Consider the following 15494-nt stretch of genomic DNA (forward strand, 5'->3'; position numbering starts at 1 on the left):
ACGAAGCCTATGATATTGCCAAACCGGGCAAATCGGGTTATCCGATTCACCTTGATGCCCAAAATGAATGGCGCTTGGGACTGAGAGTGAAACCGCAGCAGCAAAGCGGTTTAGGTTTATGCTCGCATCGCTTTGTTTCGCCGCGGTTACGTAAGGCGATGAAGGACTCCAATGGTGGACCCCCATGTCAATTTCGCCATGCTCACGCCGCCCAATAGCCGGGGCATCGTGCGATCCCCCCAGGGCGCTAGTTATCTGCTGCTGGGAAAGCAGGTGATTAAAATTGATAAACATCCGTTACTGTCGCATATCTATATGCTGGGGCCGGAACAAACGGATAAGGTTTTGTGCCGCTTCGATCGCGGGACACAGCGTTTTGTATTGGTGCCCTATGAAAGAGGGTATGTGAGTTCAAGCGGGCAGGAAATTAATTACGTCAAGGTAGTGGGTGAAGCACAGCGTCGTTTTCAGGACGGTTTCCTGCAGCAAAGTCAGAAAATTCGCTATCGGGACGGATTCCGTACCGACAAGATCGATGAATACCGCCAAGTGTTGGAAATCAATAGCGTTCTTGGCGGTAACATAAAGGGGATTTTGCTTTATGGTCTAGACGAGGGTGAACTGGCACTGGCGGGGAAATATACCGGCGCCGCGCGTGAACTGAGAGAGGGCGTTATCACGGCGCGTAAGTATATCAACCAGATAAAAAACGAACTGATGCTCGGCAAGGTGGACAACCCGCTATTGCAGCGCGTTCATGAGATTTTCACCGTTGAGCCCGATTCCGATGAGGCTGAGGCCCTGCTTATCACCTTGCTGCGCAATATTGAGGACACGGGAAATAAGCTTGCGCGGCATATCAGCGATAACTTCAGCCGCATTTGGCTGGTTGAGTATCATGATCCCAATTTGGTAGGGGAAGTTTATCATCAGGATCCCCTCAAGCGAATTTTCATCAACATTAAAAAAAGCAGCGCTTATCACCATAACAAACGTGTAAACGTTAAATGCCGTTTTCTCTGTAGCCACTACAAAGTCAATGATGATGTGGCGACGTTTCTGCACGAAGCATCGCATAATGCGGCTAAAACGAAGGATTATTTTTACCTCGACAGCCTGGAAAGCCAACGACTGCTTAATGAAGAAATGGATAAACTGTTGAAAAGCGATATAGCGAAAAAAGGGGCCAAAGGGATTATCGATATGGCGAAAACCCTGAAGGTGACATTGCCACCGTTCAAGGATAAACCGCTGGCTTGGATGCTGTATAATTATTATCCCCAGGTGCGGGGGCGGTTTCTAATGCAAAATGCCGACTTGTTCAGCCAGATTATTATGGAACTGGCAGACAGAATTGAACCGAAGGCGAAGCGGGACACGGTATCGGTAAAACGGTTGAGTGCCGAGGTGCTCGCGCTGTTCATCACCCGGGCCCTGTGGCAGGCCGGTGCGGCACCTGAGGGCGGGGGAATGCGCCCGTGACGTGGTGTCACTACGGGCGCTAATTGGCGTTAGCGGGCTAGCACGTGCGCCCATAGCGCCTGTTTTTCCGTGTCGCTTAAAAAAGCGATGGTCAGGCCGTTTTGTTGGGCGCGGGTAATATCCTGCCTGCTTAAGCCGGCTGCCGGTGCCGCCTAACAATATTCATGCCCAATATCGATACCCTGTACCGCCGGATCGTCAGAATTGAGCGTCGCCAGGATACCGTGATCAAGGAAGCATTTCAGCGGATGATGCGCCAAATCATGCACGGTACTGGTTTGGATATTGGAGGTCAGGCAGCTCTCAATGCCGATGGCGTGGTCGGCGAGGAAGTTCATCAGCTTGGGATCTTCGATGGCTTTCACCCCATGACCAATGCGTTCGGCGCCGCGCTCTGAAATGGCTGAGAAATTCGCTGCCGGGGGGGTGCCCAGCTCATCGCCGGCCAGATCCAATGCGGTGATGCCATCACGGCAGGCTAGGATCGCCTCAAGCTCCTGCCAGCAGGCGTCTTCGCCGAAAGTGCGGCTCATAATGCCGATAAGCCGATAAGTCGTACCGGCAATCCGGTTTCGCAGCTGGCGTGTTGCACGCCGTCGATCACCGCTTCTACCACCCCCTGCAGCGGCAAGCGATGGGTCATCGCCATATAGTAGGGTAAGAAACGTAGCTCGGTGTGATCGAGACCGGCCGCCACGGCATCGGCGACATTTTTCCGCGCCACGCGCTGACAGGCGTCTAATGATCCCAGCACCGACACGCTCACGTCCAGCTTTTGCAGAAAACTGACCAGATCCGGCTCGGTGGCGGTGACCTGCACGTGCGGGCGTAAAGCCTCAAGCGTTGTGGCGGGAGGGCGCCGCCAAATTGACGACCGAGATCCAGGATGGTTTGCGGGCGAATATTGCCGTCCAGATGACGGTGCAAATCCGTTAGCGGCAGGGAAGTATTAATCATGAGGGATAACTCTTTCAGATGACATCGATAGGATGATTATAACATTGACCGGCCCGGCGCGATGTCCGGATAAGTAAGAAAATGCGCCCCCGGCTTAGAAGCCGGGAGCGCGATGACAGACAGGGGGAATCAGGGCTGCGGCGCGGTCGGCGGCGCCCCCAATACGCCAAACAGGCCCAGGAAATTTTGAATAGACATTTTCTGACCATTCAGATTAATCTGGTTGTCGGCATAATGGAAGCTGCTGGTCAGAGTATTGTCCGCCACCGTGGTCAATTTGAACATCTGACCCATAGCGGCCAAACCTTGAACTTGCTGCTTGGCAAGCTGGTCAGCGTCTTTTTCATTGTAACCCTGCAGCCGGGCAAACTGTGCCGTGGTTTCGGTGGCCATATCCAGCGGAACGGTCAGTTTGGTCTCCAGTTTGTTGACGAATCTGGACCATTGTTGAGCCGGCGTCAACGCGGGATCCTGAGTCGCCTGCTGCGCCGACGCCGGATCGTTAAGATTAAGTGTCAGGGTAAACGTGCTTTCTCCTTTGGTATTTTTCCAACTTAGCGGAGCGATGGTCAGGTAGGGGCTGCCTTTCAGCGCGGTAGGTAGCTGCTGCAAGAAAGCCTGGGTAATCTGCGCCTGCTGCTGTTGCGGATCGACTGCCCCCGTCTGCTGCATGATTTGAGCGACCTGCTGATGATAGTTATTGCTGAACGCTTTAATCGCTTTTCTATCCAGGTTGGACAAGCTGATATTCAGCTTGCCGGCGCCGAAGTTTTGCCCCTGGATGTGCAATGCATCCAGAGCATAATTAACCTGGACCGACAGCTTATCGCCATCCTCTTTGGCATGGGCTACCTGCGATAGCGAGTCGATGCTTAAAATGTCCTTGCCGTCTAGGTTGTACACTAGCGTGCGCGCCTTGAGCGTATTATCGCCAATGCCATATCCCTGCTTGCCATTGTGGGTGTCGTTGTCAACGCTGAAATCGTGCAACGTCAGCTGTTCGCGCTGTTGCCACTGGTTGAGCTCGCCCAGCACCAGGCTATCAATGCCGCCGGTCAGCTTCAGTTTATCGCCATCGCCATCGGCGGCGGCATCGAACGTCCCGCCGCTGGCGCGGATGATCGTTTCATTATTTTGGAAATCCATTGCCGCCAGAGTAATTTTGGATACCGTGTTTCCGCTATAGCCAACGCGGGTTTCCGCTACCATTGGCACGTTAGCTTTGGCGGCGTCGAACAGCGGCTGGGTTTTGGCGGTTTTCGCCAGCATGCTATGTACCGAGGCCATGCTGGGAATGAATACGCCTTTTTTCAATTGGGCAAACGGAAAGGGACCATGATCGACTTTTTCGTTAAAGCGCACGTCCTCACCGGGTTTTAAAAGCTTATTATCGCCGGTGGTGCTGTCAGACTGTAGTACGACATCGACATGACTTGTGAATATACCGCGCCGGTAATTCTCCGCGGCAAAGCGCAAACCCGCCTGCGGAAAAGTGCTTTGCAATCGGGCGTTGGCGTCGTTGATCAACTCTGGCAACCGGCGCTGAAACTGGTTGCCGGTGTACCAGGCGCCGCCGGTCCAGGCAGCGCTGAAAATGGCGATCACGCTGACCGCTACGAGGGTTTTTTTCATAGATTATGCATCCTTATAATTTTTTGCTATCCCACTTGTTCGCCCAGCAACGCCTAAGGCAACAAAAAGCGCACATGACCAGGAATAATGCCCAAGCCATGAAACTAATAGTAGCAACTGACAAGCAATTCGTCCGGCCGGTGTTAGCCTTAGTTGTAGACGCGGGCTAAACGGCCGCCGCCGCTGACCTTAATAGGGGACTTCTGTGCGGCGATAAAGACCGACTTACTCGGCTGCAGCGTAATTTGTTGCCCGTTGCCGTCCAGGGTGGCCTGCCCGTCAACGCAAAACAAAATAGCCGCGCTGTCCTGGGCCAGCACGCGCGGCGCCGGCGTTAGCGCATGCAGCGAAAAAGCAAAATCGTCCACCGGAATCGGGAAGAACAGCGCACCCTCTTGCTCTTGGGGCACGGTTAGTAGCGTATCCTCGGGTTTGGCGACGAACTGGACGTTGGCCATCAGCTCCGGCACGTCGATGTGTTTCGGCGTCAGCCCGGCGTGCAGTACATTGTCGGAGTTGGCCATCACCTCGAGAGCCACGCCTTTGAGGTAGGCATGGGGGGTTTGCGCGAATAAAAACATCGCCTGACCAGGCTGCAGGGTAATGACGTTCAACAGCAGCGGTGAGAACAGGCCGCTGTCTTCGGGATAGACGTCGGCAATCATCCGCACCGTATCCCAGGGTTCGCCGTGCTGATGGGCCAGCGTGGCGGTAAGGATATCCAGCACGCGGGATTTTTGCTCACCGGTCATTGAGAGTAAATCGTCGAACAACTGCGCCAAATGTTGCTCATCAGGGTGGGCAAGGAAGGCGGCGATAGCAGGATGGGCCCCCGCGACGGGCTGTAGCAGCAAGACAATGGACGACAGCGTACGAAAGCCGTTCATCGCCTGGAATGGCGTCAGGGCAAACACCAGTTCCGGCTTGTGATTGGCGTCTTTGTAATTGCGGTTGGGCGCATCAGGGGCAATACCCGCCTGATTTTCCTTGGCAAAACTGATTTTTGCCGCCTCAAGGCTGGGGTGGACCTGGATAGATAACGGCTCGTCGGCGCACAGCACTTTGAACAAGAAGGGCAGTTCGCCGAAGCGGTCAGCCACCGCACGGCCCAGCATGCCCGCCGGGTCGCGCGCAATCAGCGAACGCAGCGTTATCTCATCGCTTTGCGCATCAACAACGCGCGAGCTGCTCTTAGGGTGCGCACCCATCCAAAATTCCGCCATCGGCTGGCCATCGGGATTGGCAATGCCGTAAAGCCGGCTCAGTGCCTCTTTACTGCCCCAGGCGTAATGCTGGAGGGTATTTATCATCTTTTCCATGATCGTTCCCGTTAATAATTTATTGATTCGTATTGTAATAGCGCTCACCGCTCGCATAATGGTAGGCGTTTATGTGGGGCTACACTACCAATGCCCTGGGTAAAGAAGTGAACATCGTGGGGCGGGTTAGCGATCTTTAGGAAGAATACCAGGAGGTTATGATGGCAGTGACTCGTGTAGAAAAAGATTCAATGGGGCCGATTGACGTCCCCGCGGACCGTCTTTGGGGCGCGCAAACGCAACGGTCGTTGGAGCATTTTCGTATTTCCAGCGAAAAAATGCCCCCTAAACTGATTAACGCGCTGGCGCAAACCAAACGCGCAGCGGCGCAGGTGAATCAGGACCTGGGCTTGCTTGAAGCCAAACGTGCGCAGGCGATTATCCAGGCCGCGGATGAAGTTCTGGCCGGCAAGCATCCCGCCGAATTCCCGTTGGCCATTTGGCAGACCGGCTCCGGCACCCAAAGCAACATGAACATGAACGAAGTGCTGGCGAATCGAGCCAGTGAGTTGCTTGGCGGCGGGCGCGGCGAAGAACGTCTGGTGCACCCCAATGACGATGTCAATAAAAGCCAAAGCTCCAACGACGTTTTTCCGACGGCAATGCACGTTGCCGCGGTCATTGCCGTACGCGAACATCTGTTGCCGCAGATAGCGGTGTTAAAGAAAACCCTGGATACCAAAGTGGTCGCTTTCAAGGATATCGTGAAAATCGGCCGGACCCATCTGCAAGACGCGACGCCGTTGACGCTCGGTCAGGAAATATCTGGTTGGGTGGCGATGCTTGAGCACAGCGCAAAACATATTGAGCAAAGCATCCCGCACCTGTGCGAGCTGGCGCTGGGCGGCACCGCCGTCGGCACCGGGCTCAATACGCATCCGGAGTATGCCGTCCGCGTGGCAAAAGCGCTGGCGGATTTGACCGGGCAACCCTTTGTTACCGCGCCAAACAAATTTGAATCCCTGGCGACCTGTGATGCGTTGGTCCATGGTCATGGCGCCCTGAAAGGGCTGGCGGCGTCACTGATGAAAATCGCCAATGATGTGCGCTGGCTAGCTTCCGGTCCGCGTTGTGGCATCGGTGAGCTGAGCATTCCAGAAAACGAGCCGGGCAGTTCTATTATGCCCGGGAAAGTCAACCCAACCCAGTGCGAAGCGATGACCATGCTGTGTTGTCAGGTCATAGGGAATGATGCGGCGGTGAATATAGGCGGCGCTTCCGGGAATTTTGAGCTCAACGTCTACCGCCCGATGGTTATCCATAATTTCCTGCAATCGGTGCGACTGCTGGCGGACGGTATCGACAGCTTCAATCATCACTGCGCGCTGGGCATCGAGCCCAATCGCGATCGTATTGATCAGTTACTGAACGAATCGCTGATGCTGGTAACCGCGCTTAATACCCATACCGGGTATGACAAGACCGCGGAAATCGCGAAAAAAGCCCACAAAGAGGGGCTGACGTTGAAAGCATCCGCGTTAAAGTTAGGTTATGTCACGGAACAACAATTTGATGAGTGGGTCCGCCCCGAAGATATGGTTGGCAGTATGAAAAGCTAAGTGAAGCCTGCTTTGCCCGCGCACCAGCCGCCCTGGTCTGGACCCGAGGCGGGTAGCGCGGGCCGGCGCTCGCCTCAGGTTACAACGTACAAATGCAGCCGCTCAATCAGCAGGTGAGCCGGTAATGCAGCCGGGGCGTGTTTGGGGCGGATAGTGCGACAGTCATAGTTAAGCAATTCTCCAAGCATGGGCGCCGCCGTTCCCTTTTGCGCCCGGCAAAGTACGATAAGCGGGGAAGGGCCGGCGTACTGCACCTTAACCGGCCGCTTTATTTTTAGCGGAACGTCCGGCGGGAGTTTTGACACCAGGTTTATCTCCTCGTGCACCCGCTCCTGCCACTGTTCGCTGGTATAAGGCGGTACCGCTCGGCCGCCGTGCAGGCTTTTTTGCAACAGGGTCAGCACTTCTTTTCGCGTCAGGTTTTTGATAACCTGTTTATTCGCCCAGCCAAAGCGTACCGTAGCAGGATCGCTAATCACCTGCAGGCCGCGATAGGCGCTCAGGGTTTTCAGTCCACGCAGATGACGGTGTACGAAGTCAAAGAGCTGCTCCGGCAGAAGCTGCGATTCAACGGTTATCAGCTGGGACAAGTGGGTTTTCAGATCGTTGATTTCGCTTATTAACGAAACGGCAGCCGCATACTGCTCATTATCCACGGCGAAGCACGAGGCCCCCGGCAGGGGGATCGCCGCTTTGCTGCTACTGTTCTGATTTTACTGATAAATGTCCAGGCGCTGAAAATGCGCCGCGCCGGTCACCAGCGCAGTTTTCCCCACCTGTTGCTCAACGGTAAGCGTGGTGATCTCGTCCTGCTCCTGGCCTTTTTCGACTTCCGGCAGGGTAGACACGCGGGCGGCAAGCAGCCTGAAATCGTTCAGCAGCGCCTCAAGGGCCGTCAGGCGCAACTGCAGCGTATTAAAACAGGTGTTGAGACGCTCGGTTAAATCCAAAGCGGGCATAATGTCTTCTCGTCTATTAGTTACAACATACAGTTATTGCTTTCAACCACTACATCCTCACCATAGCAAAAGCAACCCTGACACGTTTGGCACAACGCACAAAACAACAAGGTGTGATGAGACGATAGCAGTACCGACGGTTTTGAGCATATCGACGCACAATGGAAGACATCAACGATGAGGCGAGGCATCGCCCGCGCCATAACATCTTCGGTTCACGCGCGGGAGGCCTGTTGTGCCGCAGCCGATTATCGGGTTACGCTGACGTCCTAACGCTACGCGTCAGACCGCGCGCAGTTTGGGCAACCGGCGCAGGCGCTGGGCGACAACCAGCCCAGCCAGCAATCTCGCCGTGATAAACGCGACCACGCTCGGGTGTATCTCTTCGCTAAGATAGGTCATCGCCACAGCGGCGTCGCCGCTGTGGCGATGACCCAATACAGGCTCGCGTCAAGAGAATACCCTGCCAACTGGTCATGAAAGCGCTGCAAAGTGTAAAACTGGCGGCCAGTATCAAGGCCACCACCATGACTGATTTACGGCCCACCGCGTCCGACAAGGGGCCGGTAAACAGGAGACCCAGTGCCGTCGTGCCGGTGGAGACCGACAGCGAAAGACTACTGGCGGCGGGGGAGACGCCGAAATCAGCCGAGAGCACCGGTAAGATAGGTTGTACGCAATAGAGCAGGGCGAAGGTCGCCAGGCCGGCGGAAAACAGGGCCAGAGTGAGCTGGATGAATTGCGGAGTACCGTGTTTGATGTACAGTAATCGGGACGGTGTGTAGCAACGGGCTGGGCGTATCGATACTGCCGGCGTCGTTTCTGCCTATCAAGATAGACAGCGGTCGCTATCTGGCGCTGCAGGAGCCCGACGCCAAAACCGAAGTCTGGCTGGTCACCAACCGACAGCGCGCCCTGTCAGCGCCGGCGCAGCGCATGATAGGACTCATGCTGCAGCAGCAGTAGTTTTCCATACCGGTCGCCGCAAAACAGGGGAGCACCAAGGATAAATATGTGCAGTAAATCACATTTTTAATCAAATAGTTGACAGCTAAACGTAAAAGTTTCACCATAACCCCAATCTTTTTATTCTATAGCGTGAAAAATAGCGGAAGCGGGTCAGTGATTAACATTGGTCAACCCGGGCATATTGATCAAATCAAACAGGCGAATGTGGGAGCGGTGTACCGTCTGATTGATACATATGGTCCAGTCTCCCGTATTGAGCTGTCCAAATACGCCCGTTTAGCGCCCGCAAGTATCACTAAAATCGTGCGCAAGCTGATGGAAGCGCACCTGGTGGGGGAAACGGAATACCAGGAAAATGGCTTGCGCGGACGGCCGGCGATTGGCGTGGTGGTGGAGACGCAAGCCTGGCATTTTTTGTCGTTACACATCAGCCACGGCAGCCTCTCGCTGTCGCTGCGTGAACTGTCGAGTAAACTGGTGGTGGAAGACACCATCCCGTTGCCGTCGCAAGCGCCCTTGCCGCTACTGCCCCGTCTCATTGCCGAAGTGGATGCCTTTTTCAACCGCCATCAGCGTCAGCTGGAGCGATTGACGGCAATCGCCGTGACGGTGCCCGGCATTATCGACGCTCAGGCCGGCGTTATCCACCGTATGCCATGGTACGAGGTGTGTGATATGCCGCTGGGTGATGCCCTCAGCAGCCACATCGGCGTGCCGATATATCTGCAGCATGACATTTGCGCCTGGATCATGGCCGAAGCGCTTTACGGCGCCGCGCGGGGATGCAACGACGTCATTCAGATCGTTATCGATCATAATGTCGGCGCCGGCGTGATAACCGGCGGCCGGTTGCTGCATGGCGGCAACCGAACGTTGGTGGAAATCGGCCATACGCAAATCGATCCCGACGGCAGGCGATGTTATTGCGGCAATCGCGGCTGCCTTGAAACCGTCGCCGGCATGGAAAGCATCTTTGAACACACCCGCCAGCGGCTGAAGCGCCAGCCGGACTCGCCGCTTAACGGCGTCAGCTTAAGCGTAGACCGCTTGTGCAGCGCAGCGCTGGCCGGTGACCGCGTGGCGCAGGATGTCATCACCAGCGTCGGGCTTAACGTGGGGCGTATTCTGGCGATGATGGTAAATGTATTTAATCCGGAAAAAATTTTGGTGGGATCGCCGCTCAACAGCGCGGCGTCAATCCTCTACCCGGTCATCCAGCGTTGCATCCAGCAACAATCGCTGCCGGATTACAGCCGCCGGATACAAATTCAGGCAACCCGTTTTAGCAATCATGGCACCATGCCCGGCGCGCCGCTGGTGAAAGATGCGCTTTACGATGGTTCACTTTTGCTAAAGCTGATGCAGGGGTAAAAGCGCCAAAATATTGAGCTAACGCAGGCCACACCTCGCCGCAATGACGTACATTCCTCTCTGATTCTCCTGCGAAATTTTATCAAGTCTAATGGATTACGATAGTCTGGAGTTGCCATGTTGAAACATATGTTTGTCACCGGTACGGATACCGCCGTCGGTAAGATTGTTGTCGCGCGCGCACTATTGCAGCATTTGGCGGCGAGCCATTTCACGACTGTCGGTTATAAACCGATTGCCGAAAGCAACCTGATGACCCCCGAGGGGCTGCGCAACTACGATGCGCTCGTGTTGCAGACGTCGTCCTCGTTGGAACGGTCTTACAGTGATGTCAATCCGCTGCTGCTCCCCGAGGCCGCCTGTTTCACCGGCGCGGCGGTGGATTATGAGGCCATGAGCCACGGATTGCGGCATCTTTCCGCGCTGGCGGATACGGTTGTGGTGGACGGCAATTGCGGCTGGCGCGCGATTATGAATGATTATCGGCCTTACTCTGAGTGGGTCATTCGCGAGCGTTTACCCGTGGTGCTGGCGATCGGCATCAAGCTCGGCTGTATTAGCCATGCGAAGCTGACCGCCGAGGCTATCCTTAACGACGGTCTGTCGCTGTTGGGGTGGGTCGCTAGCCGCATTAATCCCGGATTGGCGCACTACGCCGAAGTCCTGAGCGTGCTAAATCACATCATACCGGCGCCGCAGTTGGGTGAGTTGCCTTATTTGCCGCGTGCAGCGCGGCGGGATTTGGCTAAATTTATCGACTTAACACCGCTGAACGTCGCGGTGCAACATACCGCCTGCGCCGCCAAAAAAACGCGGACGCTGACTTGCCGTGAATTGTTGGCTGTCCGTTCAAGTGTATAACTGCTATAATCAGCAGACAAAAAAATCGCACTATCAGGGATCTATGCACCAGACGCCGGCGACAACCGCTGCGCCAACGCGACGCGGCGGAATATTTATTGCCTGTATGTTAGCCATGTTTATGGCGGCGGTAGAAGTCACCATCGTCGCCACCGCCATGCCGGATATCATCGCCAGTCTGGGCGGCTTTCCTCTGCTGAGCTGGGTGTTCTCGATTTACCTGTTGTTACAGGCCATCAGCATCCCGATTTACGGCCGCCTGGCCGACCTGTTCGGCCGCAAACCGGTGTTTTTTGTTGGCATCGGGCTGTTTCTCACCGGGTCCATTTTATGCGGCTTTGCCACCCATATGCCGGGACTGATTTTGTTTCGCGCGCTGCAAGGTCTGGGGGCGGGGGCTATCGTGCCGCTCGCCACCACCATTATCGCCGATGTGTACAATCAGCAAGAACGCGCGCGTCTGCAGGGTTATCTCTCCAGTGTCTGGGCGGTATCAGCGATCGTAGGTCCGCTGATGGGCGCGTTTATCGTGCGGCATTTTCACTGGTCAGGTGTATTTTGGGTGAACGTGCCGCTGGGCATTCTCTCGGCGTGGTTGCTCGCGCGTTATCTCCCTGCTGCGCCACAGCGGCGGGTCGCGGCATCCCTGGACGTCGCCGGCATCGCCTATATGACCCTTGCGGTCGGGGGTCTGCTTATCGCCCTGCTGCAGGGTGAACAGCTGGGTTACTGGCGTTTGCCGCTGCTGACGTTGACCGTTATCAGCGCCGTACTGTTGGTGCGCGAACAGCGGCGCAGCCCGGCACCTTTGTTCCCGTTGGCGCTGTGGCAGAGCAAAATCATTATTGCCGGCAATGTCGGCGGTCTGATTATCGGCGCGGCGATGATGGGTATCGCCGCCTTTTTACCCACCTATATTCAGGCCGTGCTGGGCGGCAGCACTCTTGAGGCGGGCTGGACGCTGGCGGTGATGTCTCTGGGCTGGCCGCTGGCGAGCACGTTGTGCGGCAGGTTGATGATTCACACCTCCTACCGTCTGATGGCCGTGTGCGGCGCGGTTCTGCTCGTGGCCGGCAGTCTCTTGCTGTTGAGACTTGACGCCCAGAGCAGTATTAACGATGCCCGGCTGGCGTCGTTTGTCATCGGCCTTGGCATGGGCATGAGTAATACGACGTTTCTGGTCTCGGTACAAAACGAGGCGCCATCTGCGATTCGCGGTATTGCTACTGCCTCAACGGTCTTTACGCGCATGGTAGGATCGGCGCTGGGTACGGCGGTGTTGGGCACCACGTTAAATACCAATTTACAGCGGCGGTTACCCGGCATTGACGATCCGGTGCAGCATCTTATCGCCCATCACGGCCAAAACGGCCAGGGTCTGGCGCATATGGCGCAGCAGGTGGCGGTCTCAATGCACGGGGTGTATTGGGTTTCAATGCTGATTGCACTCTGTGCGCTTGTCGCGGCCGGTCTGGTGCCACACGGTTTGCGTCCGCGGCAGGAAGATTAACCTGGGCAAAAGCAGGATAGGCGAAGAGGCGGGAGGCACGTCCAGCGCCCCCGCAGAACGTACTAAGGACTAGGTGCGTAATCCCCATGGCGGGTGTAGACAATTTTCCGCGTGTCGTTTTCACAATGACCCACCACCTGACCGCCGGCGCTTTCCGCTTGATCGCTCGGCACGATTTCAAGCGTGAAACCGGATTCGGGACCGCCGTTGGCAATGATTTTCCGCGTTATGTCCGCTTTCACATCTTCGCACGCGGCCTGTGCGCCGAGGGGCACAAGAAGGGCCAGCGCAAGGGGTAACAACATTGACTTCTTCATCCTGTCATCCTTATATGATAAGGATGTGGCGTTATAAGCGTAGCAGCGTAAAGCTTTTTAGGAAATTCATCATGCTCAGGGCGCCAGCAGCGAGCGTCCCGTACGGCGATCCAGACAACGGGAAGTGTTGGGCTCCCAGTAGGCGTTGACGTTCTGGCTACTGTTGCATTTTTCCTGCAGATCTACCGCCTGATCATAGCGATCGAAATCTTTCTCTACGCGCGTGTTGACCTTGTTGCGCAGCCCATGGGTGGCATTCCATTGTTCCTGACTCTGCCGCGCCGCTTTCCGCGACCGTGCGGTATCGCCCGAATCGATAATGATATCCTGGGTGCCGTCGCTTGCGGCGATCCCTGCGCCGGCATACGCCAGCAGGCCTAGTGCCAGCAGTCCGCCGAGCAAGCGTCGGGTCGGGATTGTGTTCATGCCATGTTCCTTCTAAGCTGTGCGCGTAATAACGCGCTAATAATGTATACGATCAACGATAATATCATCTCAATACCCCCACGAACCATCAACAACAGGGTCAATGTCGCCGTGTACAAAGATCGAATGACTAAAACAGTGTTGCTGTATATTGCGACCGCCGTCGCTGAAATTCTCGGCTATTATCTGCCGTATTGCTACGTAAAACGGGGCGGCAGTCTGCTGCTTATTTCCGCCGCGCTGAGCCTGATAGCATTCGTCGGGCTGCTGATGCTGCATCCTGCCGCCAGCGGACACGTTTATACCACCTACGGCGGCGTGTATATATTGACAGCGCTCTTGTAGCTCAGGTTCATCGACTGCATAAAATTATCCCCTCAGGACTGGCTGGGCGCGGCGGTGGTATTGTGCGGGGTCGTGATCATGATAGGCGGCTGGCGCCACGGCGCGGACTGAGGGGCGCCGAAAGCGGCGTGGATCTGGCGGGACTTACCTGTGAGTGGGCGGCGCGGAGGTCTTATTACACGGCCGCGGCACAGACTCGGAAGCCATTGAAAACGCAGAAGGTTGGGTGTGGCGCTGCCGACGCCGGGGACGTGACCCCGGCGAAGCGCATTGGCTTATTAGCCCTCGCGGTGCACGCTGAGCCCCGCGAAGGACTGGCTGACCGGCATCATTTCCAGGACATTGATATTGACATGGGCGGGCAGGGTCGCCACCCAAAACACGGCCCCGGCGATATCATCCGGCATGAGCGGATCGGCATTTTTATAGGTGTTTTCCACCTTACCTTCATCGCCTTTGAACCGCACCGACGAGAACTCCGTACCGCCTACCAGCCCGGGTTTGATATCCGTCACCCTGACGCGCGTGCCAACCAGATCGGGTGCGCAGATTCAGGCTGAACTGACGGGTAAAGGCCTTGGTAGCGCCATACACATTGCCTCCGGCATAGGGCCAGCGGCCGGCCGTAGAGCCAAGGTTTATAATATGCCCGCGCCGGCGCTCGAGCATACCCGGCAACAGGGCGCGGGTCATATAGACCAGGCCCTTGTTGTTAGTGTCGATCATGGTTTCCCAGTCATCCATGATTGGCGTTTTGCGCCGCCTCCATGCCCAGCGCCAGACCGGCGTTGTTCACCAGTACATCCACCTCACGCCATTCGGCCGGCAACCTACCCATCTGCTCGGCAATAGCCGCTCTATCCCGCATGTCAAGTTGCAGCGGCAGGAAGGCGTCGCCCAACGCCCTGCCCGAGCTCTTTGAGCCGGGCCTCACGGCGCCCGGTTCTGAGTCCTTGCTTGATAAACAAACGGGTAATGGCTTCGCCAAAGCCGGCCGTAGCGCCGGTAACGAAAATAATCATTGCTAGGTTCCTTTTTGGTGATGACAGACCCACAAATTGTAGTGGTCAACTAAAACTGGCCACTGCGTTAGCATTTTTTAGTATCTATTTTCTGATTCGTTTGGTGGCAACCTACCGTTATATTCATGCGGCCTGAGTGCGCTGTAATATCTCACGATATAGTCGGTAATTTCATGAGCTGCTTCGCTGAAGCTTATGTAGCACGTTACCGGTATCCACTCGTTTTTCAGACTTCTGAAGAAGCGCTCCATCGGACTGTTATCCCAACAGTTATTACCCCGACGACTCATGCTTTGTTTGATCCGGTAACGCCACAGCAACTGTCGGAACTGCCTGCTCGTATAGTGGCTACCCTGATCGCTGTGGAACATCACTCCGGCTGGTTTACCACGCGTTTCCCATGCCATTTCCAGTGCTTTGATGGTCAGTCTACTGTCCGGGGAGAACGACATAGCCCAGCCCAGCGGTTTCCTCGCGAACAGATCAAGAACAACCGCAAGGTATGCCCAGCGTTTCCCGGTCCAGATATACGTCACATCGCCGCACCATACCTGGTTTGGCTCTGTTACAGCGAACTGGCGCTCAAGATAATTCGGGATCGCAACATGCTCCTGACCGCCACGCTTATACCTGTGCGGCGGCTGCTGACAACTGACCAGCCCCAGCTCTTTCATGAGCCTGCCTGCGAGCCAGCGCCCCATGCGGAAGCCTCTCTGGGTTGCCATGGTGGCGATACTTCTCGCGCCAGCGGCACCATGGCTGATA

Annotated in this window: 10 protein-coding genes and 6 pseudogenes; 7 read left to right on the top strand and 9 right to left on the bottom strand. The window is 55.9% G+C overall.

The features are described from left to right. Nucleotides 1–171 precede the first annotated feature (171 nt). Nucleotides 172–1482, top strand: a complete 1311-nt coding sequence (locus ACTBDU_RS04835) for a hypothetical protein (RefSeq protein ID WP_438805725.1) — start codon at nt 172–174, stop codon at nt 1480–1482. A 29-nt stretch (nt 1483–1511) separates the two neighbouring features. Here the strand turns inward: ACTBDU_RS04835 and ACTBDU_RS04840 are convergent. The 3 genes and pseudogenes from ACTBDU_RS04840 to manA all read right to left on the bottom strand — a co-directional run bounded on the left by ACTBDU_RS04840 (nt 1512) and on the right by manA (nt 5390). Further along, nucleotides 1512–2439 (bottom strand): annotated as a pseudogene (locus ACTBDU_RS04840) (adenosine deaminase family protein). A 129-nt stretch (nt 2440–2568) separates the two neighbouring features. Then, the gene (locus ACTBDU_RS04845) at nt 2569–4071 is read right to left on the bottom strand and encodes a YdgA family protein (RefSeq protein WP_438805726.1); all 1503 of its coding nucleotides are present in this window, start codon (nt 4069–4071) and stop codon (nt 2569–2571) included. A gap of 149 nt (nt 4072–4220) precedes the next feature. Continuing rightward, a complete protein-coding gene (gene manA, locus ACTBDU_RS04850) occupies nt 4221–5390 on the bottom strand; it encodes a mannose-6-phosphate isomerase (protein ID WP_438805727.1) in 1170 nt (389 codons plus the stop codon). A gap of 161 nt (nt 5391–5551) precedes the next feature. Here manA and fumC point away from each other — a divergent pair, with 161 nt between their 5' ends. After that, nucleotides 5552–6949, top strand: a complete 1398-nt coding sequence (gene fumC, locus ACTBDU_RS04855; RefSeq protein WP_438805728.1) for a class II fumarate hydratase — start codon at nt 5552–5554, stop codon at nt 6947–6949. 74 nt (nt 6950–7023) lie between these two features. Here the strand turns inward: fumC and tus are convergent. Next, nucleotides 7024–7908 (bottom strand): annotated as a pseudogene (gene tus, locus ACTBDU_RS04860) (DNA replication terminus site-binding protein). A gap of 333 nt (nt 7909–8241) precedes the next feature. Then, nucleotides 8242–8710, bottom strand: a pseudogene (locus ACTBDU_RS04865) (MFS transporter); the annotation flags it as partial. On the opposite strand from ACTBDU_RS04865, the gene ACTBDU_RS04870 reads away from it, so the two are divergent. The 4 genes from ACTBDU_RS04870 to ACTBDU_RS04885 all read left to right on the top strand — a co-directional run bounded on the left by ACTBDU_RS04870 (nt 8686) and on the right by ACTBDU_RS04885 (nt 12619). Then, the gene (locus ACTBDU_RS04870) at nt 8686–8874 is read left to right on the top strand and encodes a LysR substrate-binding domain-containing protein (RefSeq protein WP_438805729.1); all 189 of its coding nucleotides are present in this window, start codon (nt 8686–8688) and stop codon (nt 8872–8874) included. The pseudogene ACTBDU_RS04865 and the gene ACTBDU_RS04870 overlap by 25 nt on opposite strands. 156 nt (nt 8875–9030) lie before the next feature. Next, the gene (gene mlc, locus ACTBDU_RS04875) at nt 9031–10248 is read left to right on the top strand and encodes a sugar metabolism global transcriptional regulator Mlc (RefSeq protein WP_438805730.1); all 1218 of its coding nucleotides are present in this window, start codon (nt 9031–9033) and stop codon (nt 10246–10248) included. 117 nt (nt 10249–10365) lie between these two features. Next, complete coding sequence (gene bioD, locus ACTBDU_RS04880) at nt 10366–11109, top strand: dethiobiotin synthase (protein WP_438805731.1); 744 nt, start codon at nt 10366–10368, stop codon at nt 11107–11109. 43 nt (nt 11110–11152) lie between these two features. Then, nucleotides 11153–12619: an MDR family MFS transporter gene (locus tag ACTBDU_RS04885; protein WP_438805732.1), complete on the top strand. Its 1467-nt coding sequence runs from the start codon at nt 11153–11155 to the stop codon at nt 12617–12619. A gap of 62 nt (nt 12620–12681) precedes the next feature. On the opposite strand, the gene ACTBDU_RS04890 is transcribed toward ACTBDU_RS04885, so the two are convergent. After that, nucleotides 12682–12936: a DUF1161 domain-containing protein gene (locus tag ACTBDU_RS04890; protein ID WP_438805733.1), complete on the bottom strand. Its 255-nt coding sequence runs from the start codon at nt 12934–12936 to the stop codon at nt 12682–12684. A 75-nt stretch (nt 12937–13011) separates the two neighbouring features. Beyond that, nucleotides 13012–13362, bottom strand: coding sequence for a DUF1283 family protein (locus tag ACTBDU_RS04895; protein WP_438805734.1), 351 nt, complete (start codon nt 13360–13362; stop codon nt 13012–13014). Nucleotides 13363–13488: 126 nt separating this feature from the next. Here ACTBDU_RS04895 and ACTBDU_RS04900 point away from each other — a divergent pair. Then, nucleotides 13489–13818: pseudogene (locus tag ACTBDU_RS04900) on the top strand (YnfA family protein). A gap of 167 nt (nt 13819–13985) precedes the next feature. On the opposite strand, the pseudogene ydfG reads toward ACTBDU_RS04900, so the two are convergent. Together ydfG and ACTBDU_RS04910 are read right to left on the bottom strand one after the other, a co-directional pair. After that, nucleotides 13986–14729: pseudogene (gene ydfG, locus ACTBDU_RS04905) on the bottom strand (bifunctional NADP-dependent 3-hydroxy acid dehydrogenase/3-hydroxypropionate dehydrogenase YdfG). 45 nt (nt 14730–14774) lie between these two features. Beyond that, nucleotides 14775–15494 (bottom strand): annotated as a pseudogene (locus ACTBDU_RS04910) (IS3 family transposase); the annotation flags it as partial.

Source organism: Sodalis sp. (in: enterobacteria) (assembly GCF_051710625.1).
Taxonomy (GTDB): Bacteria; Pseudomonadota; Gammaproteobacteria; order Enterobacterales; family Enterobacteriaceae; genus JBPESN01.

Bases quoted from the DNA above. Each gene is read 5' to 3' on its own strand.
- ACTBDU_RS04835 (WP_438805725.1), top strand. From the start codon at position 172: ATGGTGGACCCCCATGTCAATTTCGCCATGCTCACGCCGCCCAATAGC.
- ACTBDU_RS04845 (WP_438805726.1), bottom strand. From the start codon at position 4,071: ATGAAAAAAACCCTCGTAGCGGTCAGCGTGATCGCCATTTTCAGCGCT.
- manA (WP_438805727.1), bottom strand. From the start codon at position 5,390: ATGGAAAAGATGATAAATACCCTCCAGCATTACGCCTGGGGCAGTAAA.
- fumC (WP_438805728.1), top strand. From the start codon at position 5,552: ATGGCAGTGACTCGTGTAGAAAAAGATTCAATGGGGCCGATTGACGTC.
- bioD (WP_438805731.1), top strand. From the start codon at position 10,366: ATGTTGAAACATATGTTTGTCACCGGTACGGATACCGCCGTCGGTAAG.
- ACTBDU_RS04885 (WP_438805732.1), top strand. From the start codon at position 11,153: ATGCACCAGACGCCGGCGACAACCGCTGCGCCAACGCGACGCGGCGGA.
- ACTBDU_RS04890 (WP_438805733.1), bottom strand. From the start codon at position 12,936: ATGAAGAAGTCAATGTTGTTACCCCTTGCGCTGGCCCTTCTTGTGCCC.
- ACTBDU_RS04895 (WP_438805734.1), bottom strand. From the start codon at position 13,362: ATGAACACAATCCCGACCCGACGCTTGCTCGGCGGACTGCTGGCACTA.